At 71.8% G+C, this 26,482-nt stretch carries 25 protein-coding genes; 6 read left to right on the top strand and 19 right to left on the bottom strand.

Annotated features, from left to right (window positions below; translation table 11 throughout):
- Positions 1 to 23 precede the first annotated feature (23 nt).
- Complete coding sequence (locus BGP73_RS16445; protein WP_069815575.1) at positions 24 to 461, top strand: hypothetical protein; 438 nt, start codon at positions 24 to 26, stop codon at positions 459 to 461.
- Positions 462 to 672: 211 nt separating this feature from the next.
- Here the strand turns inward: BGP73_RS16445 and BGP73_RS16440 are convergent, their stop codons facing one another.
- The 3 genes from BGP73_RS16440 to BGP73_RS16430 all read right to left on the bottom strand — a co-directional run bounded on the left by BGP73_RS16440 (position 673) and on the right by BGP73_RS16430 (position 2,556).
- Positions 673 to 1,584, bottom strand: a complete 912-nt coding sequence (locus BGP73_RS16440) for an RNA polymerase sigma factor SigF (RefSeq protein WP_079127588.1) — start codon at positions 1,582 to 1,584, stop codon at positions 673 to 675.
- A gap of 20 nt (positions 1,585 to 1,604) precedes the next feature.
- A complete protein-coding gene (locus BGP73_RS16435) occupies positions 1,605 to 2,018 on the bottom strand; it encodes an anti-sigma regulatory factor (protein WP_069815573.1) in 414 nt (137 codons plus the stop codon).
- A gap of 277 nt (positions 2,019 to 2,295) precedes the next feature.
- Positions 2,296 to 2,556 carry a UBP-type zinc finger domain-containing protein gene (locus BGP73_RS16430; protein WP_069815572.1) on the bottom strand — a complete coding sequence of 87 codons (261 nt, stop codon included), beginning with the start codon at positions 2,554 to 2,556 and terminating at the stop codon, positions 2,296 to 2,298.
- Between the two features lie 71 nt (positions 2,557 to 2,627).
- Here BGP73_RS16430 and BGP73_RS16425 point away from each other — a divergent pair, with 71 nt between their 5' ends.
- Positions 2,628 to 4,223 (top strand): Na+/H+ antiporter, encoded by a 1,596-nt coding sequence (locus BGP73_RS16425; protein WP_069815571.1) that lies wholly within the window; start codon positions 2,628 to 2,630, stop codon positions 4,221 to 4,223.
- Here BGP73_RS16425 and BGP73_RS16420 read toward each other — a convergent pair.
- The 5 genes from BGP73_RS16420 to snpA all read right to left on the bottom strand — a co-directional run bounded on the left by BGP73_RS16420 (position 4,190) and on the right by snpA (position 8,368).
- Positions 4,190 to 5,167: a 1-aminocyclopropane-1-carboxylate deaminase/D-cysteine desulfhydrase gene (locus tag BGP73_RS16420; protein ID WP_069815892.1), complete on the bottom strand. Its 978-nt coding sequence runs from the start codon at positions 5,165 to 5,167 to the stop codon at positions 4,190 to 4,192. The two genes, BGP73_RS16425 and BGP73_RS16420, sit on opposite strands and share 34 nt — an antisense overlap.
- Positions 5,168 to 5,268: 101 nt before the next feature.
- Positions 5,269 to 5,502 (bottom strand): hypothetical protein, encoded by a 234-nt coding sequence (locus tag BGP73_RS16415; protein ID WP_069815570.1) that lies wholly within the window; start codon positions 5,500 to 5,502, stop codon positions 5,269 to 5,271.
- Between the two features lie 362 nt (positions 5,503 to 5,864).
- Positions 5,865 to 6,803 carry a beta-ketoacyl-ACP synthase III gene (locus tag BGP73_RS16410; protein ID WP_069815569.1) on the bottom strand — a complete coding sequence of 313 codons (939 nt, stop codon included), beginning with the start codon at positions 6,801 to 6,803 and terminating at the stop codon, positions 5,865 to 5,867.
- A 144-nt stretch (positions 6,804 to 6,947) separates the two neighbouring features.
- A complete protein-coding gene (locus BGP73_RS22725) occupies positions 6,948 to 7,481 on the bottom strand; it encodes an STAS domain-containing protein (RefSeq protein WP_107474060.1) in 534 nt (177 codons plus the stop codon).
- A 224-nt stretch (positions 7,482 to 7,705) separates the two neighbouring features.
- The gene (gene snpA / locus BGP73_RS16400; RefSeq protein WP_170837853.1) at positions 7,706 to 8,368 is read right to left on the bottom strand and encodes a snapalysin; all 663 of its coding nucleotides are present in this window, start codon (positions 8,366 to 8,368) and stop codon (positions 7,706 to 7,708) included.
- Between the two features lie 218 nt (positions 8,369 to 8,586).
- Between snpA and BGP73_RS16395 the strand changes: the two genes are divergently transcribed.
- Complete coding sequence (locus BGP73_RS16395; protein WP_079127587.1) at positions 8,587 to 9,681, top strand: LysR family transcriptional regulator; 1,095 nt, start codon at positions 8,587 to 8,589, stop codon at positions 9,679 to 9,681.
- A 46-nt stretch (positions 9,682 to 9,727) separates the two neighbouring features.
- On the opposite strand, the gene BGP73_RS16390 is transcribed toward BGP73_RS16395, so the two are convergent.
- From BGP73_RS16390 to BGP73_RS16380, 3 genes are all read right to left on the bottom strand, one after another.
- Positions 9,728 to 10,129 (bottom strand): pyridoxamine 5'-phosphate oxidase family protein, encoded by a 402-nt coding sequence (locus tag BGP73_RS16390; RefSeq protein ID WP_244501234.1) that lies wholly within the window; start codon positions 10,127 to 10,129, stop codon positions 9,728 to 9,730.
- On the bottom strand, positions 10,126 to 11,784 hold the full coding sequence (locus tag BGP73_RS16385) for a SulP family inorganic anion transporter (protein WP_079127616.1): 1,659 nt from the start codon (positions 11,782 to 11,784) through the stop codon (positions 10,126 to 10,128). The genes BGP73_RS16390 and BGP73_RS16385 overlap by 4 nt, the downstream gene beginning before the upstream one ends.
- A 68-nt stretch (positions 11,785 to 11,852) precedes the next feature.
- Positions 11,853 to 12,194: an ArsR/SmtB family transcription factor gene (locus BGP73_RS16380; RefSeq protein WP_069815561.1), complete on the bottom strand. Its 342-nt coding sequence runs from the start codon at positions 12,192 to 12,194 to the stop codon at positions 11,853 to 11,855.
- 305 nt (positions 12,195 to 12,499) lie between these two features.
- Here BGP73_RS16380 and BGP73_RS16375 point away from each other — a divergent pair, with 305 nt between their 5' ends.
- Entirely contained in the window at positions 12,500 to 12,982 is a 483-nt protein-coding gene (locus tag BGP73_RS16375; RefSeq protein ID WP_069815559.1) for a hypothetical protein, read from the top strand.
- A gap of 284 nt (positions 12,983 to 13,266) precedes the next feature.
- Here the strand turns inward: BGP73_RS16375 and sodN are convergent, their stop codons facing one another.
- Positions 13,267 to 13,662 carry a superoxide dismutase, Ni gene (gene sodN, locus BGP73_RS16370; protein ID WP_069815557.1) on the bottom strand — a complete coding sequence of 132 codons (396 nt, stop codon included), beginning with the start codon at positions 13,660 to 13,662 and terminating at the stop codon, positions 13,267 to 13,269.
- A 139-nt stretch (positions 13,663 to 13,801) separates the two neighbouring features.
- Between sodN and sodX the strand changes: the two genes are divergently transcribed.
- Complete coding sequence (gene sodX / locus BGP73_RS22225; protein ID WP_079127586.1) at positions 13,802 to 14,272, top strand: nickel-type superoxide dismutase maturation protease; 471 nt, start codon at positions 13,802 to 13,804, stop codon at positions 14,270 to 14,272.
- Here the strand turns inward: sodX and BGP73_RS16365 are convergent.
- From BGP73_RS16365 to BGP73_RS16335, 7 genes are all read right to left on the bottom strand, one after another.
- Positions 14,191 to 14,805, bottom strand: a complete 615-nt coding sequence (locus tag BGP73_RS16365) for a CGNR zinc finger domain-containing protein (protein ID WP_069815556.1) — start codon at positions 14,803 to 14,805, stop codon at positions 14,191 to 14,193. The genes sodX and BGP73_RS16365 overlap by 82 nt on opposite strands.
- Positions 14,806 to 15,022: 217 nt before the next feature.
- Positions 15,023 to 18,862, bottom strand: a complete 3,840-nt coding sequence (locus BGP73_RS16360) for an nSTAND1 domain-containing NTPase (protein ID WP_069815554.1) — start codon at positions 18,860 to 18,862, stop codon at positions 15,023 to 15,025.
- A gap of 68 nt (positions 18,863 to 18,930) precedes the next feature.
- Positions 18,931 to 19,359 carry a hypothetical protein gene (locus BGP73_RS16355; RefSeq protein ID WP_069815551.1) on the bottom strand — a complete coding sequence of 143 codons (429 nt, stop codon included), beginning with the start codon at positions 19,357 to 19,359 and terminating at the stop codon, positions 18,931 to 18,933.
- Positions 19,360 to 19,421: 62 nt separating this feature from the next.
- Positions 19,422 to 21,578: an outer membrane protein assembly factor BamB family protein gene (locus tag BGP73_RS16350; RefSeq protein WP_069815549.1), complete on the bottom strand. Its 2,157-nt coding sequence runs from the start codon at positions 21,576 to 21,578 to the stop codon at positions 19,422 to 19,424.
- Positions 21,579 to 21,794: 216 nt separating this feature from the next.
- Positions 21,795 to 22,556, bottom strand: coding sequence for an amino acid ABC transporter ATP-binding protein (locus BGP73_RS16345; protein WP_069815548.1), 762 nt, complete (start codon positions 22,554 to 22,556; stop codon positions 21,795 to 21,797).
- Positions 22,553 to 23,485 (bottom strand): amino acid ABC transporter permease, encoded by a 933-nt coding sequence (locus tag BGP73_RS16340; RefSeq protein WP_069815546.1) that lies wholly within the window; start codon positions 23,483 to 23,485, stop codon positions 22,553 to 22,555. Before BGP73_RS16340 ends, BGP73_RS16345 begins: the two co-directional genes overlap by 4 nt.
- An 83-nt stretch (positions 23,486 to 23,568) precedes the next feature.
- On the bottom strand, positions 23,569 to 24,525 hold the full coding sequence (locus BGP73_RS16335; protein WP_069815544.1) for an ABC transporter substrate-binding protein: 957 nt from the start codon (positions 24,523 to 24,525) through the stop codon (positions 23,569 to 23,571).
- 537 nt (positions 24,526 to 25,062) lie between these two features.
- On the opposite strand from BGP73_RS16335, the gene BGP73_RS16330 reads away from it, so the two are divergent.
- Positions 25,063 to 26,298: an NAD(P)-dependent malic enzyme gene (locus BGP73_RS16330; protein WP_069815542.1), complete on the top strand. Its 1,236-nt coding sequence runs from the start codon at positions 25,063 to 25,065 to the stop codon at positions 26,296 to 26,298.
- The last annotated feature ends 184 nt before the right edge of the window (positions 26,299 to 26,482 follow it).

Genomic DNA, 26,482 nt, shown 5'->3' with positions numbered 1-26,482 from the left:
GGGCCTGGCGTTACCCTGCTGGGGTGAGCAGTCAGCGAAACCGCAGCACCGAGGAACAACGCCCGGCCGGACCGCGTCCCGCCCGACTCGCCGCCGCGGCGGCGCTCACCGCCGTCGAGGGGCTGCTGCTCGTCGGCTTCGGCCTCTACATGCTCGTCATGGGGCTCTTCGGCCACCCGGGCAGCCCCACCCAGGCCGAGACCGGCGGGGTCACGCTGCTCCTGCTGGGGGCGATCCCGCTGATCGCCGCGCGCGGGCTGCTGCTGCTGCGCCGCTGGAGCCGTGGGCCGGCGATCATCACCCAGATCATGGCGGTCCCCGTCGCCTGGACGCTGGTGACCTCGGGAGGGGCCGTGACGGTCGCCGGAGTGGCGCTCGGTGCCGCGGCGCTGACCGTCCTGGTGCTGCTCGTCAACCCGAGGGCGACCGAGGCGCTGGGCATCGCGCCGCGCGACGCGTAGCCCCGCCGCCGCACCACGGCGCGGGCCCCTGGGACCCGTTGCCGTCGGTGGCTCCCCGTTCAGGCTGACAGACGGTCGTCAGGGGAGAGGCGTCTCGCGCGATCAGGTGCCGCGCAGTGCGCGGAGGCGTCGGGGAGGGACGGATGACCGTCCCTCCCCGACGCCGCTCCGGGCTCGATCTGGGCCCTTCGACGAGCCATCCGCCTCGGGGCTACTCCTCGACGAGCAGCCGTTCCCGGAGTTGGGCGAGGGTCCGGGCCAACAGCCGGGAGACGTGCATCTGGGAGATGCCGACCTCCTGGGCGATCTGCGACTGTGTCATGTTCCCGAAGAAGCGCAGCAGCAGGATCTTCTTCTCGCGCGGCGGCAGCTCCTCGAGCAGCGGCTTGAGCGACTCGCGGTACTCGACGCCTTCCAGCGCGTCGTCCTCGGCGCCGAGGGTGTCGGCCACGGCCGGGGACTCGTCGTCGGTGTCGGGGACGTCCAGGGAGAGCGTGCTGTAGGCGTTGGCCGACTCCAGCCCCTCCAGCACCTCCTCCTCCGAGATGGCCAGGTGCTCGGCGAGCTCGTGCACGGTCGGCGACCGGCCGTGCCGCTGCGACAGTTCGGCGGTCGCGGTGGTCAGCGAGAGCCGCAGTTCCTGGAGCCGGCGGGGTACCCGAACCGCCCAGCCCTTGTCGCGGAAGTGCCGCTTGATCTCGCCGACGACGGTCGGGGTGGCGTAGGTGGAGAACTCCACTCCGCGATCCGGGTCGAAGCGGTCGACCGATTTGATCAACCCGATGGTGGCCACCTGGGTCAGATCGTCCAGCGGCTCCCCGCGATTGCGGAACCTGCGGGCCAGATGCTCCACCAGCGGCAGGTGCAGCCGCACAAGGTGATTGCGGAGCTCGGCGCGTTCGGGTGAGCCGTCGGGCAGCTCCCGAAGGCGCAGGAACAGCTTCCGGGCCCCGGCGCGGTCCTGCGGATCGTGCCGCCGCACCGGCTCGGGTTCAGGAACGCGGTCGTGCCGTACTTCCTGCTGGGACCCGGCTTGCTGCTCCATCTGGTCCGCCCGCTCCGCCTGCTGCTCCGGGATGGCCGCACTGGGCACCACCCGCGCGATGTGCCTCTCGTCCTGCACCGGCCTGCCCGCCCCCTTCGTCACAGCTGTCCGGGAACCGCGCCGCGTTTTTTGTACAGGCTGATGCTGACCGTGCGGTCCTCCTCGACCGACGAGTCGACCTCGCCCGCCAGCGCCGAGAGCACGGTCCAGGCGAAGGTGTCCTGCTCCGGTGCCCGGCCGTCGGTCGTCGGCGCCGAGACGGTCACCCGCAGGGCGTCTCCGACCAGACGGAAGACGCAGCTGAGCACGCTGCCCGGCACGGCCTGCTGGAGCAGGATCGCGCAGGCCTCGTCAACCGCGATCCGTAGATCCTCGATCTCGTCGAGGGTGAAATCCAAGCGTGCCGCGAGGCCGGCCGTGGCCGTTCGCAGCACCGACAGGTAGGCACCCGCAGCGGGCAGTCGGACCTCTACGAAGTCCTGAGTCGCGGGCTCGCCTGCGATGGGGGACACCCTCACCTCCGTGGTCACACAAGCTGGTTGAGCTGGCAGGAGCGCCGACCGCTGGATGCGGTCCGGCGTGGCGCATGGCCTGCCTGTGACGCTATCGCGATCCGCGGGTCGGTGTCGCCCAGTCGGAGCAGGGCGACGCCTCGCGCCGTTCCGTTCCCGCGAACCGGTGATGCCGTTCACCGTTGTTCACTCATGGTAAGTCAGGTTGTACAAACAGTGGCTAGGGGGGTGGTGCCTTTTCCGAACAACGCACCCGATCCCGGTCCGTCGGCCCGCTTCAGACGAGCCGTTGGTCGCGGAAGCACCAGCGCCAGTCCTCCCCGGTCTCGTAGGAGCGGATCACCGGGTGGCCCGTCTCGCCGAAGTGGTGCGTGGCGTGCTGGTGGGGGGAGGAGTCGCAGCACGCGACGTTGCCGCAGGCCAGGCACTTCCGCAGTTGCACCGGGTGGCTCCCGATCCTCAGGCACTCCAGGCAGGTGTCGCTCCCCGGGATCGGCTCAGGGTGCGGCAATTCCGAAATATGCGGACATTCGCTCATGATGGCCAGGGTAGAACGCGCACCTCGCCCCTGACACCGCGCGGCGACGTCCGGGAAGGACCGGAAGATCGATGGAGGCTCTGCCACTACTGCTGCTGGTCGCCGGCAGCACGGTGGTCGCGGGGGCGGCCCGGCGGTTCCCCGCGGTGCCGGCGCCGCTGATGCTCGTCGCGGCCGGGCTGGTGGCCGGCTACCTGCCCGGGGTGCCCAGCTACCCGCTCTCCCCGCACGTGGTGCTGCCGTTGGTCCTCCCGCCGCTGCTGCACACCGCGGCCCTGTCCAGCTCCTACCTGGACCTACGGGCGAACATCCGGGTGGTGGGCCTGCTCTCGGTCGGTTACGTCCTGTTCGCCACCGTGCTGGTCGGCTGGATCGTCTACCTGGTGGTGCCCGGCCTCACACTGCCCGCCGCGCTGGTGCTCGGAGCGGTCATCGCCCCGCCGGACGCCGTGGCCGCCAGCGCCATCGCCCGCCGACTGGGCCTGCCCTCCAGGATCACCACCATCCTGCAGGGCGAGTCGCTGCTCAACGACGCCACCGCGATCACCGCTTTCAAGGTGGCACTCGCCATGGCCGTGGGACACGGCGCCACCTGGGCCGGCGGGATCTGGCAGTTCGTGGTGGCGGCGGCCGGCGGGGCCGGGATCGGGCTGCTGATGATGGTGCCGCTCAGCTGGCTCCGGGCCCGGCTGCGGGAGCCGCTGCTGCAGAACACCCTGTCCCTGCTGGTGCCCTTCGCCGCCTACGCGGTGGCCGAGCTGGCGCACGCCTCGGGCGTGCTCGCCGTGGTCGTCGTCGGACTCCACCTGGGCCACCGCTCCTGGCAGGTCGACTTCGCCACCCGACTGCAGGAGGCGGCCGTCTGGAGCATGGTGGCCTTCATCCTGGAGTCGGCGGTGTTCGCGCTGATCGGCCTCCAACTGCCGGTGGTGCTCCGGGGTATCCACGGTCACGCCATCGGGCAGGTGCTCGGCTATGCCGCCATCGTCTTCGCCGCGGTGGTCGCCAGCCGTTTCGTCTGGGTCTACGGCGTCGCCTACTTCCCCGGACTCGCCAGGGACCGGCGGCCCTCGGGCAAGTCGACGTTCGTCGTCTCCTGGGCCGGTATGCGGGGCGTGGTCTCGATCGCCGTCGCCTTCTCCATCCCCGCGACGGTCGTGGGCGGCGGTGGCTTCCCCGACCGCAACCTGCTGCTCTTCCTGGCCTTCACGACGGTGACCGGCACCCTGGCGGTGCAGGGGCTGACACTGCCGCCGCTGATCCGACTGCTGCGGATGCCGGGACGGGACACCCACCGGGAGACGCTGGTCGAGGCCCAGGCCCAGCACCAAGCCTCCGGGGCCGCCGAGGCGCGGCTCGACGAACTGCTGGCGGACGAGCGGAACGTACTGCCCGGGCCGCTCCTGGACCGCCTGCGGAGCACCCTGGAGCAGCGCCGGAACGCCGTCTGGGAGCGCCTCGGCGGTGTCAACGAGGCGACGGGCGAGTCGGCGGACGACACCTACCGCCGCATGGCGCGGGAGGTGATCGGGGCCGAACGGGAGGTGTTCGTCAGTCTCCGCGACTCCGGGCGGATCGACGACGAGACGCACCGCCGGCTGCTGCGCCGGCTCGACCTGGAGGAGGCGGCCGTCTACCGCGAGGAGAGCCCGGACGTTCCCGGGTAGCCTCCGGAGCCCGGGCCGGCCTCCTCGGGTGGACCGGCCGGGGGAGGACCGGTGACCACCGCCGCGACGGTGCTGCCGGCAGGTACGGCGCCCCGTTCGACCAGTGCGGTGAGGCCGTAGAGCATCTTCGCCACGTAGAGCGGCTCCAGGGAGAGGCCGTGCCGGTCGGCGAAGTCGTCGGCAAACGCCCGCAGCTCCGGGGTGAGCCTGGCGTAGCCGCCGAAGTGGAACCCGTCCTCCACATGCCACCGTCCGGTGCGCGCCCCGAACGCCTCCTCCTGGAGCCGTCCGACCTCCCGTTCGGCGAAGCCGCCCTTCAGCACCGGGAAACCGATCGCCCGGGACCCGGGCCCGAGTCCGGCGGCGAGTCCGGCCAGCGTCCCACCGGTTCCACAGGCCACGGCCACCACATCGGCCACACCCCGGAGTTCCCGTCCCAGCTCGGCGCACCCGCGCACCGCCGGCGCGTTGCTGCCCCCCTCGGGTATCGGGTAGAAGTCGCCGAACCGGGCCGCCAGCCGGGCCAGCAACTCGGGCTCGCCCTTGCGGCGGTAGGTCGCGCGGTCCAGGAAGACCAGCCGCATGCCGTCGTTCGCGCAGCCCGCCAGTGAGTGGTTGAGCGGGCGGTCGGCCAACTCCTCCCCGCGTACCACGCCGATGGTGGTGAGGCCGAGCAGCCGGCCCGCGGCAGCGGTGGCCCGCAGATGGTGGGAGTAGGCGCCGCCGAAGGTGAGCAGGGTGGTGTGCCCGAGCTCGATGGCCGTGCGCAGGTTCGGAGCCAGCTTCCGCCACTTGTTGCCGGGGAGCTCGGGGTGGATGAGGTCGTCCCGCTTCAGCAGCAGTCGGACGCCGCGCCGAGTGAACCGCTCGTCCGCGCAGCGCCGCACGGGGGAGGGCAGGCGGGGACGCAGTGCGCCCGGTTCGAACGGGGAGGCGGTGGGGATGCTCACCGCCCCATTGTCACCCTCCGTCGTCGGTCGGGGGTCGACCTTCGGCGGCGCCCGTCACCGACCCGCGGCCTCCGGGGCCGCCCACCGGCAGTCGGTCAGCCGCGGAGGAAGGCGTCGCCGTACTCGGCGATGTGGTTCTCCACCGCCGACACGGCGTGCTGGGTGTCGTGATGGCTGCCGTTCCCGTGCTGCTCCTCGTAGTACGCGGCCCCCAGCTTCCGCAGCAGATCGGCACCGGTCCGCTGGGCCTGGATGTCGTCGATCTTCTGCTTGCCCTGGGTGAGTCCGCGCTGTGCCTGCTCCCTGGCGCGGTCGAGGAATCCTGACATGGCACTGCCTCCGGGACTTGGGCGGACGGCCGACTCGGCTGGAGCACGGTCAACGGTTGGGCGCGGGCTGTCCGCGAGCGACAGGTGGTTGTGCGGAGCACCGGCGGGCGGCGCAATCAGGACAACAATCTACCTTTCGACCGGCGACCGCGCAGCCGGTCGGCCCCGTTGGCCGCGGCTCGTATCGCCCTACCCGGTGGACGCTCCTGAGAGCCCTGCCCGGCCCCGGCAGCGGTGCTCAACCCCCACCGGCCCTCCGGCCCGATGGTCGCCTTCGGCCACGGGTGGACGCAGACGACACGGCCGAGCCCGTCGACCGCCGGGCCGCCGTCGAGGCGGACCGGGGGTGTGTCCGTGGCCGATCAGGGGCAGCGGATGATCTGCCCCGCATAGGACAGGTTGCCGCCGAAACCGAAAAGCAGCACCGCGCCCCCCGGGTGGATCTCCCCACGCTCGACCATCTTCGACAGGGCGAGCGGGATGCTCGCGGCCGAGGTGTTGCCCGAGTCGACGATGTCCCGGGCGATCACGGCGTTGACCGCGCCGATCCTCCTGGCGAGCGGTTCGATGATGCGGAGGTTGGCCTGGTGCGGCACGACGGCGGCCAACTCCTCGGGGCGGACCCCGGAACGCTCGCAGAGCTGCCGGGCGATGGGCGGCAGATGGGTGGTGGCCCAGCGGTACACGGCCTGACCCTCCTGGGAGAAACGCCCCGGGGAGCCCTCGATCCGCACCGCCCTCCCCATCTCCGGCATCGACCCCCAGAGCACCGGGCCGATCTCCGGCTCCTCGGAGGCGACCACCACCGCGGCGCCGGCGCCGTCCCCGAGCAGGACGCAGGTCGAACGGTCCGTCCAGTCCGCCATGTCGGTGAACCTCTCGGCACCGATCACCAGGGCCTTGCTCGCCGCTCCGGCGCGCACGGCGTGGTCCGCGGTCGCCAGCGCGTGGGTGAACCCCGCGCAGACGACGTTCAGGTCCATGACCGCCGGGGAGGTGAGTCCGAGTCGGGCGGCGACCCGGGCCGCGACGTTCGGGCTGCGGTCGACGGCGGTGCAGGTGGCGACCAGCACCAGGTCGATGTCGCCGGCCGGCAGTCCGCTGCCGGCCAGCGCCTTCGCCGCCGCGGCGGCGGCCATCTCGTCCACCGTCTCGTCCGGCCCGGCGATGTGCCGGGTGCGGATGCCGACCCGGGAGCGGATCCACTCGTCGCTGGTGTCGACCATCGCCGCGAGGTCGTCGTTGGTCAGTATTCGGGAAGGCTGGTGGTGGCCGAGAGCCAGTACGCGTGACCCGGTCATCGGGGGTGGTCTCCTAAAGGCTGTCCCACCAGTTCCTGGCGGCGGAGCGACCAGGATAGAGGCACCGTCGGAGCGGTCGTGGCCAACCGGGGACGCCGGGACGCCGCTGAGCCCGGATCCCAGCTCGGCGGCGGACGGTGGACGTCACTCGCCCAGCGCCTCGGCCAGGGTGGCCACCGGGCGGAGTCGGCCGTGGAGCCCGGTGAGCCGCAGGATCCGCAGCGTCAGCGGGTGGGTGCACACCACCCGCAGGCTGCCCTGGCGACCCCGCACCCGCTGGTCCGCCCTGGCCAGGAGCGACAGTCCGCGGGCGTCGAGGAAGGTGACCCGGCTCAGGTCGATCACCAGCCGGGGACGGTCGGTGTCGGTCGCGGCGTCCAGATGCGGTAGCAGCCGAAGTCCGCTGGCGATGTCGACCTCGCCGTGGACCTCCAGCACCGTGCGGCCGGCTTCCCGGCGGACGCGCACGACCTGCTCGCCCGGCCGGTCGGGGCCGGCGGAGGCCGCACCGGTGCCCTGTGCGGCGGTGCGGACACCGGAGAGGTCTCGTGGGCCGGTGTGCGGGCGCCCGTGCCGCACGGCGGAGCGCCCTCGGGCGCCGTGCCGTCCGCCCTCCGGGGGGTCGGGGAGCGGGGCGGGCGTGGCGGCGGTGGGCGCCACCGGAGGCCGGGGTGACATAACGTCACCGTAATGGGCATTCGGATGTCAGTGAGAGTGCAGAAACGGTCCTTGTGGCAGGATTTTCCCTCGAACCGGTTGTTTTTTCTTGCATGAATTGACGGTTTCGAGGATAGGCCGGTGGCCCGGCTCCAGAAGGAACCGGGCCACCGGGGTGAGGCTGTGACGCCGCCGCCGGACGCCGCCCCGGCGGGCGGACCGTGCCGGACCCGGCGCCATTGGTGTCAGTCCTTGAGGAACGCCGCCTTGTCGAAGGCGCCCACGCCCGCGAGGCCGTTGGCCCACAGCGCGTCCACCCGGGAGGACTCCTGGGCGTTCGGGTAGGCGTTGGTGCAGGACGTCCCGGGGCCGCCACCGGACATCAGCTCACTGCACGGGCCCTCGTAGTGGTCCGGCAGGCCGAGCACGTGGCCGGTCTCGTGCGCGGTGACCCGGGTCGAGTCGTACTGCTGGTTCTGGGCGTAGTCCAGGAATATGTAGCCGTGCCCGTGCATGTCGGTGCTGGCGTACGAGCCACGGGGGTCGTTGCCCTCGCGGTACTCGAAGTCGGCCGCCGAGCCCTGCTCCAACTTGACGTTGGAGACGGACGAGTTCCAGATCGAGGCACTCCGGGCGATCTCGGAGGCGAAGCTCGGCGCGCCGCTCGCGTTGTACACGACCGTGACCGCGGCGGCGCCCGGGTTGGCCGCCTGCTTGGCGAGGGCCGACTTCATGACCGCTTCGAAGAAAGCCTTGTTGTTAGCCTTCTCAGCGCTCGAGCCGGTGTAGGCGGCGATCGTCTCGGCGCTGCTGGTGGGGGTCGCCGCGGCGGATACCGGAGCTGCGGCCAGGGTGGCGGCCAGGCCGAAGCCCAGCGCGGCCGGAAGCAGCATCTTGCGAGACCTCATGGTGGGGGCTCCTTCTTGTCCTCGGACCATGTCGGCCGCTGTGGGGGCGCGGCCGGGGTCCGCCAGAAGAACATCGGTCACCCAGAGTCTGTGCGAAGTCCGATCCCCGCGGATGATGTCAACCGGCGATAGCCTCGCCCGATACCCCCGCCTCTCGGCTCCCGCGCCGGCGGCTGACGCCGGCCTCTTCCGGGCCGGCGCACCCCTGGTGTCCACCGATGAGGGCTCGTTATGATCCCGGCGTGGAGCTCGAGGTGAGGCATCTTCGCGCGCTGTGCGCCATCGCCGACACCGGCAGCGTGCGAAAGGCAGCCGCCCGACTGGGCATGAGTCAGCCGTCTCTCACGACCCAGCTCCGACGTATCGAGAAGGCCGTCGGGGGAGCGTTGTTCACCCGGGAACGCACCGGGAGTAAACCCACCCCACTGGGCCGGTCGGTGCTCTGCCGGGCGCGGCCGATAGTAGCCGAGATGAGCGCACTGGTGACGGCCGCCCGGGAGGCGGCGGCGCACGCCGACGGGGCCCGGCTCCGGATCGGCAGCAACGGGAGCCGCGCCGTGGCCGGTTGGCTGCGCAGGACCCACCGGCGGCTACCGGAGACGGACACCACCATCCACATAGACATGTCCGCCAAGGCGCTGCTCCAGATGGTCGCCGCCAACCAGCTCGACATCGCCTTCGTCCACGAACTGGACGGTTTCCCCCTGCCGTTGGGAGCGGGGGTGGAGCGCCGGGTGCTGGTGGAGCAGGAGCCCCAGTTCCTGGCCATGTCCGAGCAGCACCCCTCGGCGGGCCGCTCCGTGGTGGACTTCTCCGACGTCGCCGACGACCCGTGGATGGTCGACCCGACGGTCGACGACGAGTACGGGGCCATCCGCCGGCTGTTCGCCGCGGCCGACCGGGAGTTGCGCGTGGTCCAGGTGCACGACAACACCACGGCCGCTGAACTGGTGGCCTCCGGCGAAGCCGTCTGCCCCTGCCAGCCGACCTCGGTCCCCCGCAGCGGCATGGTCATCCGGCCGCTGCGCGGCGACCCGCTCACCGTCCGGCTGTTCGTGGCCTTCCGTGCCCGGAGCGCCACCGCCGAGGACATCGACGGTCTCTACGCCGACCTCAGGGCCTCCTACACCGAAGCCGCCTGGGCGAACGCCGCCTACCGGCAGTGGCTGCTGCGCGCCGGCAGCCCGCTGCTGCGGCCGGCCGAGCCCGGGGCGACCGCGCCCCCGGTGCCATCCGCACCGCCCGGCCCGGGGCATCCCCTCGCCCTGCGGGGACCCACCGCCCCGCTGTCCTGGCCCGCCGTGCACCGCTGAACGGCTCCGGACCCGCACGGGCCGGGCGGCGTCGCCCGGCCGGCAGCTAGTCGGCGAGCCGGAAGCCGGTCACGGTCTGCGGGCGGAGCAGCAGAAGGGTGTCGTGCGGACCGTGCAGCCAGCCGGGAAGCGTGCGGCGGTAGTGGGCGGCTTCGTCCTCGTCGGCCACGGGCTCGGCCGGTCCGCTGGCCGTGACCGACCACCCGGCCCCGCCGGGGGCCGGGAGCTCGTCGACGTGGTAGCTGAGCACGGCCCGCTCCGTCAGGGCCGCCCCCTGCGCCGGGGTGCGGACGATCAGCTGCCCGTACTCCAGGAGGTGGACCGCGGGGCGGATGACCGGGCTGTCCCGTTGGACGTACACCAGGCGCCCGGTGGTGGCCCCCGCCAGCAACCACAGGGCCTCGCTCCCGGAGATCTCGACCATGCGACGGAAGACCCGGACGGTCATGGGGAAGCCTCCTCGGGTACGGGTGCGACGGAGTGTGCGGGTACGGCCGCCGGTAGGACCCCCGCGCCCTGGAGCAGCGCCCGCGCAGCGGTGATCGCCTCCGGAGTGGAGGGGTACTCCCGCCCCCGCAGCAGCCCGAGGACCCCGACCGACTCGAGCACCCGGCGCTGGCCGGGCCGTATCCCCGAGGCCAGGACGGTGATGCCGCGCCGATCGAGCTTCTCGACCGCGTCCTTGAGGACCAGCGCGCCGGTGGCGTCCACCGTGCTGATCCGCGACATCCGGAGGATCACCACCCGCACGTCGGCGACCTCGCTCAGTTCGAGCAGGAAGCGGTGGGCTCCGGCGAAGAACAGCGGCCCGTCGATCCGGTAGGCGACGATGTGCTCGGAGAGCAGGGCGTACTCCTCGTCGCTGTGGCTGCCCGGCAGGTCCGGCCGGAGCTCAGTCCGGTCCATCCGCGCCTGTCCGGCCACCGCCCGCAGGGCCAGCGCGCCCGCGACGACCAGGCCGATGATGACGGCGAGGACCAGGTCCAGCGTCAGCGTGGCGACGGCGGTCAGCACGAGGACCAGGCCGTCGGAGCGGGTGGCCCGGGCCATCGCGCGCAGAGAACCGACCTCCACCATGCGAACGGCGGTGGCCAGCAGCACTCCGGCGAGAGCCGCCAGCGGGATCTTCGAGACCAGGGGCGCCGCGGCGAAGACGATGACGCCGAGGATGACGGCGTGCGTGAGGGCGGCGAGCCGCGAGGCCGCTCCGGTGCGGACGTTGACGGCGGTCCGGGCGATGGCCGCGGTCGCCGGCACCCCGCCGAACAGCGGGGCGGCGAGGTTGGCGACGCCCTGCCCGAACAGCTCCCGGTCGGGGTCGTGTCGTTGACCCACCGTCATGCCGTCCGCGACGGTGGCCGACAGCAGCGACTCCAGTGCCGCCAGCGCTGCTACGGCCACCGCGGGGGCGAGCAGCGAGCCGAGCGCGGAAAGATCGACGAAGCCCAGCGACGGCGCGGGCAGCCCGGAGGGCAGATCCCCGATCGGCCGGGCCCCGTCCAACCCGAAGAGCTGCACGGCGAGGGTGGCAGCGGCCACCGCGACGATGGAGAACGGGATGGTCGGCCGCCACCGCGCGCCGACCAGCATCAGGGAGGCCACCCCGAAGGCCAGGACGACGGCGGTCCAGTTGGGGGAGGAGAGGAACGCCCCGGCCGCCCGCCAGGCCACCACGAGCACCCGGTCGCCCTCGGGCTGGGGCACTCCGAGCGCGTTCGGGATCTGCTGGAGGCCGATCACACAGGCGATGCCCAGGGTGAACCCCTCGACCACCGGCGCGGGGATGTACCTCATGTACTTCCCGGCGCGCAGCAGCGCGAGCGCCACCAGGATCAGCCCGGCCAGGAGTCCGACGGTCAGCACCCCGCCGGGGCCGTGGTGGGCCACGATGGGCAGCAGCACCACCGTCATGGCCCCGGTCGGACCGGACACCTGGAGGTTGGAGCCGCCGAAGAGCGCCGCCAGCGCACCGGCGACCACCGCGGTCGCCAGCCCCGCCTCGGCGCCGAGCCCGGAGGCCACACCGAAGCCGAGTGCGAGCGGTAGGGCGACGATCGCCACGGTCAGCCCCGCCAGCAGGTCGCGGCGGGGATTGCGCGCCATGGTCGCGAAATCCGACCGGACCGGCAGCAGGCCGCGCACCCGGCCCCAGAAGCGAACGGGCAGCCTCGTCACCGCTTGGTTACCTCCTCTTCTCGAAGCTCGGTCAGCAACTGGTTCTGCCCGGCCAGCATCTCGGTCAGGATCCGCCGCGCGGCTCGCATCAACTCCGCGACGTCCCCGCCCGCGAGTTCGTAAGTGACGGTCGATCCCTCCCGGCGGGAGGTGACGATGCCCGACCGACGGAGCACCGCCAGCTGCTGCGAGAGCGCCGAGGGCTCCACCTCGATCGTGGCCAGCAGGTCCCGTACCGGCATCGGCCCGTTCTGCAGCAGCTCCAGAACCCGGATGCGCACCGGATGCCCGAGCATCCGGAAGAAATCGGCCTTGGCCTGGTACAGCGGAACCGGCATGGGGTTCGGAGCCTCCTCGACATCCCGGACAGGGTCCTCTCCACAATCTCTCGAATTGCAAAATTTTGCAATTCGTGGATTGAGGAGGTCCTCGGTTCCTCGTGCCGGAGCAGAAGACCGCCCCCGGTCACCTGAGCCGGGGAAGTCGCCCGGCCGCCGCGGAGTGGTTCCTTCTCCGCAGCTGCCGGCGGGTCCCCCCGCCCTCGCTCGACTCCACCGAACCGGTGCCGCCCCGGAAGACACGGCTTGCAGCCGGGACCGAGCGAATCCGCGGCATCTCGGGGCGCTGAGCTTACTGTGGGCTCATGGGCCCGGCTCAGGACATCGAAGAGTCCCACACCAGGCGCAGCGCCCGTGTGGGCCTCCAGACCGCTGTCATCGACAACAGCGCGGCGTTCGGATTCTCGATCACGATCACGTCCTCCTTCGGCGTGCTCAACCAACTGGCAGGGACACCGTCACTCGTCGACATTTTCGGCTTCGCGATGGGTGCTGCCGCGGCGTTCACGCTGCTCCAGGCCGCGGCCACTCGAGGGTTTCGCCGCCAACCGGGGGCAGCGCCCCTGGAGGTCATCCTGCTCGGCACGGCGCTCGACATGCTCTCCGTGGCTCTCGGCTTCGGCGCGGCCGTGGTCATCGGCACGACCCTTCCCGTTGGTGCGGCGTGGCCGGTCGGATCGTTCCTGGCGGCCCTGGCGTTCGCGTTCGGCCAGGCTCTGGTGCTCATGCTCGCGGCTCTGCTGAAACGCCTGAGCGGCGACTCAGGTGCGGACGACGAGGAGCGATGACGCCCCCCCGGTCAGTGGTGGCCGTCCTGACCGGTCTTGTCCGGAGTGAGCCCAGGCAGCGGACCGGCCCCTCCAGGTGCGAGGTCCTGGTGGCATGGCGACGGGTGCGCGGAACGGGGGGTAGGGGTAGGGGAGAGGCGGCTGCGGCGTTGGCACAACTGCGGCCCCCGGAAGACGGCAGCACCCGGTCCGTCAGGACTCCGGTTGAGGGAGCCCCGCGGGCCGGGTGCGGACCGTCGGACACCGTGGAGTAGGAACCACAGGTCAGTCGCTGCGGAAGAGGGTCACCCCTTCTTGGTCTCCCAGAAGATCTTGTCGACCTCGGCGATCAGATCCAGCAGCTTCTGTCCGGTGGCCGGGTCCTCCGAGCCCTTGGCGGCGCTCGCGGCCTTCAGGGTCTCGTTGATCAGCTCGTGCAGCTGCGGGTACTTCTCGAAGTGCGGCGGCTTGAAGTAGTCGCTCCAGAGCACCGAGACGTGGTGCTTGACGAGCTCCGCGCGCTGCTCCTTGATGACGATGGCCCGGGTGCGGTAGTCCGCGTCCTCGTTGGCCTGGTACTTCTCCTGGATGGCCTTGACCGACTCGGCCTCGATCCGGGCCTGGGCCGGGTCGTAGACACCGCAGGGCAGGTCGCAGTGCGCACTGACCTTCACTTTGGGGGCGAACAGGCGGGAGAGCATGAGCTGTCCTTCCTCGTGATCGTCTTCTCAGGTGGGACATTACTCCGTGGGGACACCGATTTGGCGAGCGCCCCGTGGGGCTTACGACAAAAGTCCGGTGGCAGGCTGCTACTGGTGGAGCAACGGACCGGAGGACGGGATGCCGAGAGCGGGCCACTGGCCCAGATTCGCGAGTGGTCAGGGCCCCGGGCCCGATCCGGACCCTGACGCGCCGTCGGCCGCCGTGGTCCCGTACGGGTTGGCCGAGGTGGTCGGCCCGTCGATGGTGCCCACCCTCCGTCCGGGGGACCGGCTCCTCGTGCGTTACGGGGCGCCGGTGCGGCCCGGCGATGTGGTGGTTCTCCGCCATCCCATGCAGCAGGACCTACTGATCGTCAAACGTGCCGTGGAGCGCCGGGACGGCGGCTGGTGGGTGCTGGGCGACAACCCCTACGCCGAGAGCGACAGCCGGGAGTTCGGTGCCGTCCCCGAGGAGATGGTGCTCGCCCGGGCCCGGCTGAGACTGCGCCCGCCCACCGGGCTCCGAGCTCAGCGTTCGCTGCCGGCGCTGCTGGCCTGGGCCTTGTCGGCGGTCTGCCCGGTGCGTTCCAGGCGCTTGCGGGCACGGTAGGCGGCGACGTTGGCCCGGGTCGCGCAGCGGTCCGAGCAGTACCGGCGGGACCGGTTGGTCGAGGTGTCGAGGTAGACGTTGCGGCAGGGAGCGGCCTCGCAGACGCCGAGCCGGTCCGGCCCGAGTTCGGTGAGCTGGTAGGCCAGTCCCATGCAGGCGGTCGCGGCGTAGCCGGCGGTGGCGTTCGCCGGGTGGTCGGCGATGTGCATGTGCCAGTCCGGCCTGCCGTCCGCGTCCCGGGTCTGGTGCCCGGAGATCTGCGGGCTGACCGGGAACTCCATGAGCAGGGCGTTGAGCAGGTCCACCGCCCGGACCTCGTCACCCTCGTCCGCCGCCTCGAAGACCGCCCGCAGCCGGGCCCGCACCCCCCGCAGCCTGGTCACGTCGGCGTCCGTGGCACGCCGCGCGGCCTGGGCGGCGGGCCCGAAGAGCGCCCGGACGGCCTCCACCGAGGTCAGCCGGTCCCCTCCCCGCGCGGGTTCCTCGGTGTTGATCAGTCGTACGGCGTAGTCCGCGTAATGGGCCAGTTCCACTTCAGTCCTTAACGAGACGGTCCCCTGCCGGCCGGTAACGGCCGATCCCCCCTCGAAGGTATTACGTTTTCCGCCGGATCGGGACGGTCGGCAGCGGAGCCCCGCCCCAGCCCCCAGCCAACCACCCCCACTCACGCAGGACCCGCCCCCGGTTCCCCTCACCCCGCGCAGCCACCCAACACCCCCGGCACCGCGCCACCGAAGCCCTCCGGGGGGCTCACCGCGCCGGAGGGCTGTCCGCGCCGCTGCCGGCCGAGTCCGGGCACGGCGGGTCGTACGGCAGCTGAGGGATGAAGCGGCTCCACTGCTCGGGACCGAGAGCGCCCGCGCTGCCCGCGCAGATCCGCCGGGCCACGTCGTCCACGGCCAGGCTCCACACACCGACCACGCCGTCGTCGCTCGTGACGGCGAGGGCGTGGCCGTCCGGAGCGAAGGTCACGGTGTGGACCGGGCCGGTGGTCATGGTCAGCGGCTGGCCGAGGGAGGCGGGATGGTCCGGGTCGGACACGTCCCACCGGCTCACCACGCCACCGCCGCTGAGACCACCGACCGCGAGCGTGCGACCGTCCGGACTGAACGCCACCGAGTCGACGGGGCCGCTGGACGGCGCCAGGGCCTTGCCCCGCCGCTCGGGGCGGTGCGGGTCGGTCATGTTCCACAGGTCCACGCTGCCACCGCTGTTGCCGACGGCCAGGGTGCGCCCGTCGGGGCTGAACGCCACCGTGGCGACCGTGCCGGCAGGCTTGGCCAGCGGCTGGCCGAGGCGGACGAGCCAGCCGTCGACCATCCGCCACACGCCGACCTCGCGGCTGCTCACGTCACCGCCGATGGCCACCGTCCGGCTGTCGGCGGCGAACGCCAGGGACCATACGGACCGCGTGGCGCCGCCGACTCCGGAGACGACAGCCTCGGGGGCGCTCGGGTCGGTCACGTCCCACAGCTGGACCGTGCCGGAGGGATCGTCACCGGCGGCGGCGAGCGTGCGACCGTCGGGACTGAACACCAACGAGTGGACCGGTCCCCCAGCCCCGGTCAGGACCGGCCCGAGGGAGGCCGGGCGGCGGGGGTCGGCCGTGTTCCACAGACGCACCGTGCCGTCGCTGCCGCCTGCGGCGAGGGTGCGTCCGTCGGGGCTGAACCGCACCGAGAGGGCCGGGCCGCCGGGGCCGCTCAGGAGCTCTCCGAGCGGTGCCGGGCGGTTGCGGTCGGCGGTGTTCCACAAGCTGACCGTGCCGTTCTGGTTGGCCGCGGCAAGGGTGCGCCCGTTCGGGGCGAACGCCACCGACGCGACATTGCCACCGGCTCCGGTCAACACGGTCGCGGGCAGGCTCCACAGGTCAACGGCCCCGTCGGCGTTGCCGGCGGCCAGCCGGCGCCCGTCGGGGCTGAACGCCAGGGACATCACAGCGCTGCTGGGGCCGGCCAGCGGCGCACCGAGCGGGTAGGGGTGTTTCGGATCGGCCAGGTTCCAGCGGTGGACGGTGTTGTCGGCGCTGCCCGCGGCGAGGCTCCGGCCGTCGGGGCTGAAGGCCACCGAGGTCACGCTGTTCGTGGGGCCGGTCAGGGGCGCTCCCAGCGAGGAAGGGTGTTTCGGATCGGCCAGGTTCCAGCGGTGGACGGTGTTGTCGGCGCTGCCCGCGGCGAGGCTCCGGCCGTCGGGGCTGAAAGCCACCGAGGTCACCTTGCGGTCGGTGCCGCTCAGCGGCTTGCCGAGTGAGGCGGGGGTGTCGGGCCGGGAGACGTTCCAGAGCCGTACGCCGGCCTCCCCTCCGGCGGCCAGCGTGCGCCCGTCCCCGGAGAACGCCACGGAGCTGATCGCGCCCGAGGCGCCCGGCACCTTCCCCAGCGGGGCGGCGGCAGCGGGACGGGTCACCTTCCACAGGCTGATCTCGCCGTAGACCGCCGCCGCCAGGGTGTCGCCGTCGGGGCTGAACGCCACTGAGGTGACGGAGGCGAGATCGGTACTGGTCAGCCTGCCCAGCGCGGAGGGATGCTCCGGGTCCGCCACGCTCCACAGGTCGAGGAAGCCGCCCCCTGCCCAGCCGTCCCCGGTGTGGTCGCCGGTGTGCCCGGCCACGGCCAGGGTGTGCCCGTCCGGACTGAACGCCACCGACAGCACGGAGTCCACGCTGCCCTCCAAGGGCAGTCGGGACACCAGGGTGCGTGGCCTGGCCCGGTCCCGCACGTCCCACAACCGCACGGTGTTCCCGGACACGGTCCCGGTCGCCAGCGTCTTCCCGTCGGGGCCGTAAGCCACGGTGTGGATCGAGGCCCGCGTACCGGGCAGTCTGACGGCGAGCGGTGTGTTCTGCTTGCTCAGCAGGCGCGAGGCCGTGTCGTCGTCCGGCGCCATGCGGTAGGCGACAAGGCTGAGCTGTGCCGCCAGGGACGGATCGGAGGGCGCCAGCCGCAGGGCCTCCGAGGTGACCCGTGCGGTGATCGCCTCGTCACGCTCCCGCAGCGCCTCGGTGGCCGATGCCCGGGCGCGGGCGTCCTGCCGGAACGCGAAGCCGGCCGCCACCGACGCGATGAGCGTCAGCGCCGTCAGAACGGCCACCGCGGCGCGGCGCCGTACCCGCCCCCGCTGTTCCTGCCGATCGGAGGCGTCGAGGAACGCCCTCATGACGGCGGAGACCTCGTGATCGCGCCCCGAGGCCCAATCCCGGGCCGCTTCCAGGCGGTTGCCGCGGTGCAGCATGGCCGGATCCCGGTTCGCCCGGTCCCAGGCGGTCGCGGCGCCCTCCAGGTCCTGGCGGACCAGGTGGCCCGCCCGGTCCTGTTCGATCCACCGGCGCAACTGGGGCCAGGCGTGCATCAGCGCCTCGTGGGTGATGGACACCGAGTCCCGGTCGAGGGTGAGGAGCCTGCCTTCGGTGAACTCCTTGACGACCTCCGCGGCGAGGTCGGGCCTCGGCGAAGCGCGGAGCAGTTCGCCGTAGGGCACGTGGCGGCGGGCGTCGTCGGCGTCGCGGCCCACGACGACCAGCCGGAGGAACACCGACCGGGCCACCTGCGGAGCGTCCGCGGGCAGCCTCTGGAAGAGGTTCTGCGCCGTCTTGGCGATGGCCTTCTGGATCCCGCCGGTGGCGCGGTAGCCGTCCACGGTCAGGAGACGGCCACTGCGCGCCCCGTAGGTGGCCCGCAGGGCGTGTGCGAGCAAGGGCAGCCGGCCCGCGTGCGTGGCGGTGGCCCGGCCGCCGGCCGGTCCGGTGGAGCCGAGGTCGGCGAGCAGCAACTCGATCAGGCCGTCCTCGATCCGCAGCCCCACGTCCTGGGCCGGAAGGCGGATGGCCTGTCTGAGCTCGGTCTCGGTCATCGGATCCAGCAGCACGGGGTCGGCCCGGAGGGCCTCCCGCAGCTGCGGATGGTCCACGCACGCCGCGTAGAAGTCCGCCCTGACTCCGAGCACCACGAGGACCGCGGGCTTCTCCCTCCGGGGGACGGCTGGCCGGGCGAGCCCGTCCAGCAGTGCGACGAACCAATCCCGTTCGGACTTGTCGGTGCAGAGAGTGAACAGTTCCTCGAACTGGTCGACCACCACCACCAGCCCCGGTGGTCGACTCCCGGCATCCTCCGTGGTGCCGCCGTCCCCGACCGCCAGCCGATGGAGATCGGCGACGCAGCGCTCGGCATCGGCGCGCCAGGCCGCTGCCGTCCCCGGTACCTCCGCGAGGCCGGCGGCCTCGGCCAGCGCCTCGGCGGGGTTCGCCGTGGGCGTCAGGAGGAGCCGGGGCCAGTAGCGCGAGCCCTCGGCGGGGACTCTGCCTTCCGCCAGGGCAGGCAGCACCCCAGCGGCCAGCAGCGAGGACTTCCCCGCCCCCGACGGTCCGATCACCACGAGCGGGCCGCCCCGGCGCACCCGGGCGTCCAAGCGCTCGCACACGAGCTGGACCACCTGGTCCCGGCCGTGGAACCACCGCTCCTGCCCCGCCCTGAACGGCTCCAGCCCCGGGTACGGGCACGGTATGTCGCTCACCGGGCCGACCGCGCGACGCGTCCCGTCCTCGTAGCGGATCGTCATATCCCCGGCGGCGACGTAGGCGTCCCCGCGGCTCACGTGGGTTTCCTGGTGAACCGCCGGACGGGGCTGCGAGGCCTGGTTCTCGGAGGTGGTGTCCTCTGGGCTCATTCCCCGCCCTTGGTGACCGAGATGTCGCGCCCGGCCAGATAGGCGTTGCCGTCGGTGACGTGTGCCTCCTGGTGCAGGGAGCCGACCGTCTGCCCCGCCGCGGAGCCTCCGTGGTGCGGGAGTCCGCCGACCATTTCGCGCGTCTCGTCGACGAGGTCGGGGTGGGTGGCCAGCAGCCGGGCGAGCCGGGCCTGCCACTCGCTGACCAGCAGCGCCCGGAGTTCCGGCCCGCCGTCCGACTCCCCGGCCCGGAGCAGTTCACCGCGGGCCTCGGTGAGTTCGGCCTCGACGCGCTCAGGGTGTCCTCGTCGCCACAGCGACACCACGGCGGCCCTGGCCGCGGCCCAGCCGTCCGTGGTCAGCAGCTCGATCAGCCGTTCGGCGGCGGTGGACGCCAGCGCGGCCACGTCCAGGCTCGGGTCCATGTGCTTCCCCCTGTGGGTTCGTCGGTTCCGTTCGGCTCCGGGGACGAGGGCCGGTGGTCCGGCTATCCGTGGGCGGCGATCGCGGTCACGGTCAGGTTCGAGGAGATCCAGACCCGGTCACCGCCGACGCACCACTTGAACCCGGTGTCCGGCTGCCCCGGGTCGGTGTACTTCCATCGGGCCTCGCCGGTCGCGGCGTCGACGGCCCACAGGGTCTTGGTGGTGTCGGTGGCGAAGACGGTGTCGGCGGAGCACCAGGCGCCCGGGCCGTTCAGGCTGAGGCCCAGGCTGGCCTCGAAGAGGACGTGCTCCGGGAGCACCGCCATCCATTTCACGCCGCCGTCCGCGGCGTCCAGGGCGACGAGGTCCTGTCCCACGGGGATGTAGACCGTCTTGCCGTCGGTACTGGGTACCGGAGTCCCGAACCGGACGTCAGGTTGCTCCTCCGCCGCCAGATGCCACTTCTCCTCGCCGGTAGCCCGGTCCACGGCGAGGATCTTCTCCCGTCCGAAGACGAACAACCCGTCGGCATAGCTGGTCAGCGGCTGGCCCACCTGGTCGTAGCGGGCGGCCGGGACGGACTTCTTCCATCCCCGGGTGCCCCTGCCACCGGTCTCGATCACCCGGAGGTGGCTAGACTTCTCGCTCATCTTCGCGGAACCGGCCAGCAGGTAGTCGCCCGACGGGGGAACGAGCACGTTGGTCAGGTCGGCTCCCTTGAGCCGCCACCGCTCCCGGCCCGTCGCGGTGTCGAAGGCCCAGATGTATCCGGTCCTCGACTCCATCGACTCCGAGGCGAGGAAATAGGTGCCGCACACGTAGACGCTGTCGCCGCCGACTGCCACATAGGCCGGGACGTGCAGACCTCTCCCCTCCAGGGACACCACCCACTTCGTCTTCCCCGTGGCGCTGTCGACCGCTCCCAGTGACTGTTCACCCTCCCGAGTCAGGCCGACGATGTAGAACTCGGCGTCCGCGAACGCCATCCCGCGGTACAGGCCGCTGCTGCTGCCGGCATGGACTTTCAACGGGCGGAACACAGGCTTGCCGGCGGAGTCGAGGAAGGTCGTCGACTTCTCGGAGAAGAGCGCGAGCACCTCGTCGGAGGCGACCACCTCCGTCGGGACCGCGTCCACGGTGACCGACCATGCCGGGGTCGCGTCCTCGGCGGAGAGGGTGATCCGGGGTGGTTCGGACGGGGACGGCGACGAGGACGCCGGGGGCGGGCCCGAGGGGACGGGGGACCCGCCGGAGGAAGACGACGGCGCCGACACCGGCCCGGGCGACGAGGAGCCGCCGGACAGGGCGATCACAGCCGCGGTGATGCCGCCGAGGGCGACCGCGCCGCCTGCCGCGCCGATGAGCATCTTCCTCCGGCTGATCCCGGCTCCCCCGGCAGCCGTCGAAGGCGGTGCCGGGGGATGGTTCGGCCGGGGCGGGACGGTGGTGGGAGCCGTCCCGCCCCGGCCGGAGGCCTCCGCCACCTCGTCCGCGAGCGGCGGCGGCAGCCAGCCGCCGGCGGGGAGCGGCGTGTCGGGTCGGTCCAGCTGGTCGAGCAACTCCCGGGCCGCTGGTCGGGCTTGCGGATCGGCGGCCAGGCAGCTGCCGATGGCGTCCCGAAGCGACGGGGGCAGGGCCGCCACGTCCTCATCCCCGGGGACCGGGCCCGACGGCTCACGCCCGGACGCCGCGAACACCAGTGCCGCGCCGAGAGAGGCCATGTCGTCCGCCGGGGCCCCCTCCCGGGGAGTCACCCACCCGACCAGGTAAGGCCGCTCCCGGGCCAGGAGCACGTTCGCGGGTCGGAGCGCGCCATGCGCCGATCCCGCCGCGTGCAGCACGGCCAGAGCCTCCGCGATCCCCTGGGCAAGCCTCCGCAGGGTCGGCTCGGGTAAGGCGCCGTGTGCGGAGACGGCCTGGTCGAGCGTCAGCCCGGGAGGCAGCGCGGTGGCTACCCAGGGGGCGGGGCCGTCCGGATCCGCGTCCACCACCGGGGCGAGGTGAGCCCCGGCCGCCGCGCGCCCCGCCGTAGCGGCGGCACTGAACCGCCCCCGGAAACCGGGCTCCCCGGCCAGGTCGGCCCGCACCATCTCGATGGCGACGGTCGCTCCCGTGGGGGACCGGCCCGCGTACACCGAGCCCGTCTCGTCGTCCCCGAGCCTGCCGAGTAACGCGTACGGCCCTACCTGCCCCGGATCCGCTGCCCCCAGACGCTCCAACGCCCTGCCCCCGTTCAGCCGCGTAAGGCGGTAAATTCTGCCAGCCGAGCCTCTTCCTGTCTCAGCTTTTGCTGATCTGTGCTGATTTACTTCAACGATCTTTCGCGTGTCGGAGGCTGCTCGTTGCCTTTCCGGCTGTACAGCGGCGCCCCGGAGAAGCACGGTGGGGCGGTGCGGACCACCGTCCGCACCGCCCCACCGGGAGAACCCGTTTGCTCAGAGCACCTTCGAGAGGAACGCCTTGGTCCGCTCGTGCTTCGGCGCCGTCAGCACCTCGCGCGGATGGCCGGACTCGACCGCCACCCCGTCGTCCATGAAGACGACGGAGTCGCCGACCTCGCGGGCGAACCCCATCTCGTGGGTGACGACGATCATCGTCATGCCCTCCTCGGCCAGTCCCCGCATGACGTCCAGGACCTCGCCCACCAACTCCGGGTCGAGCGCCGAGGTCGGCTCGTCGAAGAGCATCAGCTTCGGCTCCATGGCGAGGGCCCGCGCGATGGCGACCCGCTGCTGTTGGCCGCCGGAGAGCTGGGCGGGGTAGTTGTTCGCCTTGTCCACCAGGCCGACCCGGTGCAGCAACTGCTCCGCCTGCTCCCGGGCGAGCGCCTTCGTCATCCGCTTGACCTGGATCGGCGCCTCCATGACGTTCTCCACCGCGGTCATGTGCGGGAAGAGGTTGAAGCGTTGGAAGACCATGCCGATGTCCCGGCGCTGCTGGGCGACTTCGCTGTCCCTGAGCTCGTACAGCTTGTCGCCCCGCTGGCGGTAGCCGACCAATTCCCCGTCGACGTACAGCCGGCCGGCGTTGATCTTCTCCAGGTGGTTGATGCAGCGGAGGAAGGTGGACTTGCCGGAGCCGGACGGCCCGATCAGGCAGAACACCTCGCCCGGAGCCACCTCCAGGTCGATGCCCTTGAGCACGTGTGCCGCGCCGAAGGACTTGTGGACTCCCTCGGCCTTCACCATGGCGGTCATGCGCCGATCCCCGCCCTTCCGCTCCGGACGCTCATCGAGCGCAGGTTGGCCTTGACCTTCTGCCAGGGGGTGGGCGGCAGCTGCCGCAGCGAGCCACGGGCGAAGCGCCGCTCCAGGTAGTACTGGCCGATGCTGAAGACGCTGGTCATCACGATGTACCAGATGGAGGCGACGAAGAGCATCTCCATCACCGCGTACGAGGTGGAACCGATGATCGAGGTGGAGCGCAGCAGCTCGTTGTAGGTCACCGCGTACACCAGCGCCGAGGTCTTGAGCATGTTGATGAACTCGTTGCCGGTCGGCGGGATGATCACCCGCAGCGCCTGCGGGAGCACCACCCGGCGCATGGTCTTGGCCCGGGTCATACCGAGGGCGTTGGCGGCCTCCGTCTGCCCCTCGTCCACCGACTGGATGCCGGCCCGCACGATCTCCGACATGTAGGCGCCCTCGTTGAGGCCGAGCCCCAGCAGCGCGCACATGAACGGCGTCATGACGTCGGTCATCTCGTCCTTGTAGACGTACGGGATGTTCAGGACGGGGAAGATCAGGGCGAGGTTGAACCAGAGAAGCAACTGCACGTAGACCGGGGTACCGCGGAAGACCCAGATGTACAGCCAGCCGACGCTGCTGGTGACCGGGTTGGTGGAGAGCCGCATCACGGCGACGACCACCCCGAGCAGCACCCCGAGCACCATGGCGAGCACCGTGATGAGCAGGGTGCGGCCGGCGCCCGCGAGCACCGTGTCGTCGAGGAGTTTCCCCGACACCGCGGACCAGCGGATGTCGCCCTGGGAGAAGGCGTAGGCGAGGGTCGCCAGCAGCGCGACGACCAGTACGCCGCTGATCCAGCGGCCGTAGTGGCGCACCGGTATGGCGCGGATGGCTTCCGGCGGCGGTGCGATGCTGCCGTCTGCCTCGAAGCGCGGCACCTCCGTTCCGCCGCTCGCCGTGCATTCCGGCGACTTGTGGAGCTTGTCAGTCAAGATTGGCGCCTTTCACCGGGCCGTCCGGATCACTTGCCGCTGTTGATCGCGGCCTTGTCGATCGCACCGCTGGTGGCGCCCCACTTCTCCAGGATCTTGGCGTAGGTGCCGTCCTCGATGATCGCGTCCACCGCGGCCTTGAGGGCGTCGCGGAGCTCGGCGTTGTCCTTGTTGAGGGCGATACCGAAGGGGCCGGCCTCGGTCTGCTCGCCCACCACCTCGTAGGTCTTGCCGCCGTCGGCCTTCCGGGCGAGCTCCAGAGCGACCGGGTAGTCGTTCACGCCGGCCACGGCGCCGCCGACCTTGACCCGGGTCTGGGCCTCGGTGTCCTGCTCGAACGCCTCGATGTTGATCTTCTTCTCGCCGTCCTTGACGCAGGCGGCCGACTGCTTGACGAGGGCCCGCTCGTAGGTGGTGCCGCGCTGGACGGAGGCCGTCTGGCCGCACAGGTCCTCGATGGACTCGATGCCCTTCGGGTTGCCCTTCTGCACGTAGACGGCCGTGCCGGCGATGAAGTAGTCGACGAAGTCGACGCCGTCGCCCAGCTTCTTGCCCTTCTCGTCGAGTCCCTCCTGCCGCTGCTTGTTGTCCGTGACCGAGGACATGACGGCGTCGTAGCGACCGGAGTTGAGGGAGGCGATCAGGCTGTCGAAGGAGGCGCTGGTGAACCGGAACTCCACCCCGAGCTTCTCGCCGAGGGCGGCGGCGATGTCCGGGTCGACACCGACGATCTTGCCGTTCTCCTCGAACTCCATGGGGGCGTACTCGGCGTTGGTGCCGACCTTGATGACGCCCGCGTCCTGGATCTTCTTCGGCAGTTTGTCGTGGAGCGGAGCCTCGGAGCCCGCGGCCTTGCCGTCGTTCTTGGCGCTCTCGGTCTGGTCGCCGCAGCCGGTGAGGAGCAGCGCACCGGCGACCGCGATCGCAGCGGCGGCGGCCATCCGGGATCCGGCTGGTGCCGAGCTGCGAGTTGAACGTGCGGTCATGGGGGCCTCCTGCTGCGAGTGGACGGGGGACTGGGTGAAGGGTCGGTTCCGTCACTGACGTGACCTTGTGTGACGAAGGGCATCTTGCCATCCGGACCGGTACGGGCAGAGCGCTGGTCATGTCAAAATCAGATAACGGGAGATCCCCGCCGATACGGTAGGCGACTACAACCGGCCGTCTTCCGGCCTGGTTTGATCGAATGGGGTGCGCCCGATGTCGGGAATGCCTGCTTCCGAAAGTTCCCGGGCCGGCGGCGCGGAGCCCCCGCGACACGGTGCCGGTGGGCTGGAAGGGCGGGGTCGGCTCGTGTTCGAGGCGGCTCGTCCGGTAGAAAAGACCCTTACCCCTCACCCGGGGCTTGGAGCTTGATAAGGGCGCGCGGTGCGGCGCGCCCGACGTCCGCGATTCCACACGGTGCGGCCCGGCTCAGGGCCGTCGGCCCGCCATCCGCTGGGCACCGCCGCGGGCGAGACGCCCGTCCGCTCCGTGATCCGGGGCGGTTACCCTCACAGCCGAAACAGACCAAGGGGTTGAAAGTGTCAGCGGAGATCGAGAATCCTCGCAACGACAGCGGAAGTGACAGCGCCGGCGGAGCCGGGGAGCGGGGCCCAGAGGAAGCGTTCTCCGACCCCGCCTTCGAGCTCCACCGCGGTGGCAAGATGGCCGTGCAGGCCACCGTGCCCCTGCGTGACCGGGACGATCTCTCGCTCGCCTACACACCGGGGGTGGCGACGGTCTGCAGCGCCATCGCGGACCAGCCGGAACTCGTCCACGACTACACCTGGAAGTCCGGGGTGGTGGCCGTGGTGACCGACGGTAGCGCGGTGCTCGGGCTCGGCGACATCGGTCCGGAGGCCTCCCTCCCGGTGATGGAGGGCAAGGCCATCCTCTTCAAGCAGTTCGGCGGCGTGGAAGCGGTGCCGATCGCGCTGGACTGCCGGGACGCCGACGAGATCGTGGAGACCGTCGTCCGGCTCGCGCCCTCGTTCGGCGGCGTCAACCTGGAGGACATCTCCGCGCCCCGCTGCTTCGAGATCGAGCGGAAGCTCAAGGAGCGGCTGGACATCCCGGTCTTCCACGACGACCAGCACGGCACCGCGGTCGTCACCCTCGCCGCGCTCCGCAACGCGGCGAAGCTCACCGGGCGCGCGCTGGGTCAGCTGCGCGCCGTCATCTCTGGTGCCGGGGCCGCCGGCGTGGCCATCGCCAAGATCCTGGTCGAGGCCGGTATCGGCGATGTGGCCGTCTGCGACCGAAAGGGGGTCGTGGTGCCGGAGCGGGAGGACCTCACCGAGGTCAAGCGGCAGCTCGCCGGCTTCACCAACCAGGCCGGGATCTCCGGCTCGCTGGAGGAGGCGCTGGACGGGGCGGACGTCTTCATCGGGGTCTCCGGAGGGACGGTCCCGGAAACGGCCGTCAGCAAGATGGCCGAGAACGCGATGATCTTCGCGATGGCCAACCCGAACCCGGAGATCCATCCCGACGTCGCGCGCCGCCACGCGGCCGTGGTCGCCACCGGTCGCAGCGACTACCCGAACCAGATCAACAACGTCCTCGCCTTCCCCGGCATCTTCGCGGGCGCGATGCAGGTGCGCGCCTCCCAGATCACCGAGGGCATGAAGCTGGCCGCCGCCGAGGCGCTCGCGGCGGTCGTCGCCGACGAGTTGAAGGCCGACTGCGTGATCCCCTCGCCGTTCGACGAGCGGGTGGCTCCGGCCGTCACCACCGCCGTCGCGGCCGCCGCCCGGGCCGAGGGCGTCGCCCGCCGCTGAGGCGCGCCGTCCGGATCCGTGCGGCGTCCCGGATCTTGGTGGCTCGCGGGTGCTCGCCGCTCCGGCCGGAGGTCCTGGCGGCTCCGCTGCGAGGACCTCCGGCCGTTCGGCGAGCACCGGTCCGGGCGTACGCGCTCCCTCCGGCCGGGCACGGCTCGCCGGCCGGCCTCGGAGGGTGGTGGGG

Origin of the sequence: Streptomyces sp. TP-A0874 (assembly GCF_001748085.1) — a bacterium.
In the GTDB taxonomy this organism is placed as follows: domain Bacteria; phylum Actinomycetota; class Actinomycetes; order Streptomycetales; family Streptomycetaceae; genus Streptomyces.
The sequence above is the reverse complement of the archived record's forward strand: the minus strand, read 5'-3'. Positions and strand labels throughout refer to the sequence as shown.

Excerpts from the sequence above, each read along its gene's own strand:
- BGP73_RS16430 (WP_069815572.1), bottom strand. The coding sequence starts at position 2,556 with ATGAGCGAATGTCCGCATATTTCGGAATTGCCGCACCCTGAGCCGATC.
- BGP73_RS16425 (WP_069815571.1), top strand. The coding sequence starts at position 2,628 with ATGGAGGCTCTGCCACTACTGCTGCTGGTCGCCGGCAGCACGGTGGTC.
- BGP73_RS16415 (WP_069815570.1), bottom strand. The coding sequence starts at position 5,502 with ATGTCAGGATTCCTCGACCGCGCCAGGGAGCAGGCACAGCGCGGACTC.
- BGP73_RS16410 (WP_069815569.1), bottom strand. The coding sequence starts at position 6,803 with ATGACCGGGTCACGCGTACTGGCTCTCGGCCACCACCAGCCTTCCCGA.
- BGP73_RS22725 (WP_107474060.1), bottom strand. The coding sequence starts at position 7,481 with ATGTCACCCCGGCCTCCGGTGGCGCCCACCGCCGCCACGCCCGCCCCG.
- snpA (WP_170837853.1), bottom strand. The coding sequence starts at position 8,368 with ATGAGGTCTCGCAAGATGCTGCTTCCGGCCGCGCTGGGCTTCGGCCTG.
- BGP73_RS16395 (WP_079127587.1), top strand. The coding sequence starts at position 8,587 with ATGAGGGCTCGTTATGATCCCGGCGTGGAGCTCGAGGTGAGGCATCTT.
- BGP73_RS16390 (WP_244501234.1), bottom strand. The coding sequence starts at position 10,129 with ATGACCGTCCGGGTCTTCCGTCGCATGGTCGAGATCTCCGGGAGCGAG.
- BGP73_RS16385 (WP_079127616.1), bottom strand. The coding sequence starts at position 11,784 with ATGGCGCGCAATCCCCGCCGCGACCTGCTGGCGGGGCTGACCGTGGCG.
- BGP73_RS16380 (WP_069815561.1), bottom strand. The coding sequence starts at position 12,194 with ATGCCGGTTCCGCTGTACCAGGCCAAGGCCGATTTCTTCCGGATGCTC.
- BGP73_RS16375 (WP_069815559.1), top strand. The coding sequence starts at position 12,500 with ATGGGCCCGGCTCAGGACATCGAAGAGTCCCACACCAGGCGCAGCGCC.
- sodN (WP_069815557.1), bottom strand. The coding sequence starts at position 13,662 with ATGCTCTCCCGCCTGTTCGCCCCCAAAGTGAAGGTCAGTGCGCACTGC.
- sodX (WP_079127586.1), top strand. The coding sequence starts at position 13,802 with ATGCCGAGAGCGGGCCACTGGCCCAGATTCGCGAGTGGTCAGGGCCCC.
- BGP73_RS16355 (WP_069815551.1), bottom strand. The coding sequence starts at position 19,359 with ATGGACCCGAGCCTGGACGTGGCCGCGCTGGCGTCCACCGCCGCCGAA.
- BGP73_RS16345 (WP_069815548.1), bottom strand. The coding sequence starts at position 22,556 with ATGACCGCCATGGTGAAGGCCGAGGGAGTCCACAAGTCCTTCGGCGCG.
- BGP73_RS16335 (WP_069815544.1), bottom strand. The coding sequence starts at position 24,525 with ATGACCGCACGTTCAACTCGCAGCTCGGCACCAGCCGGATCCCGGATG.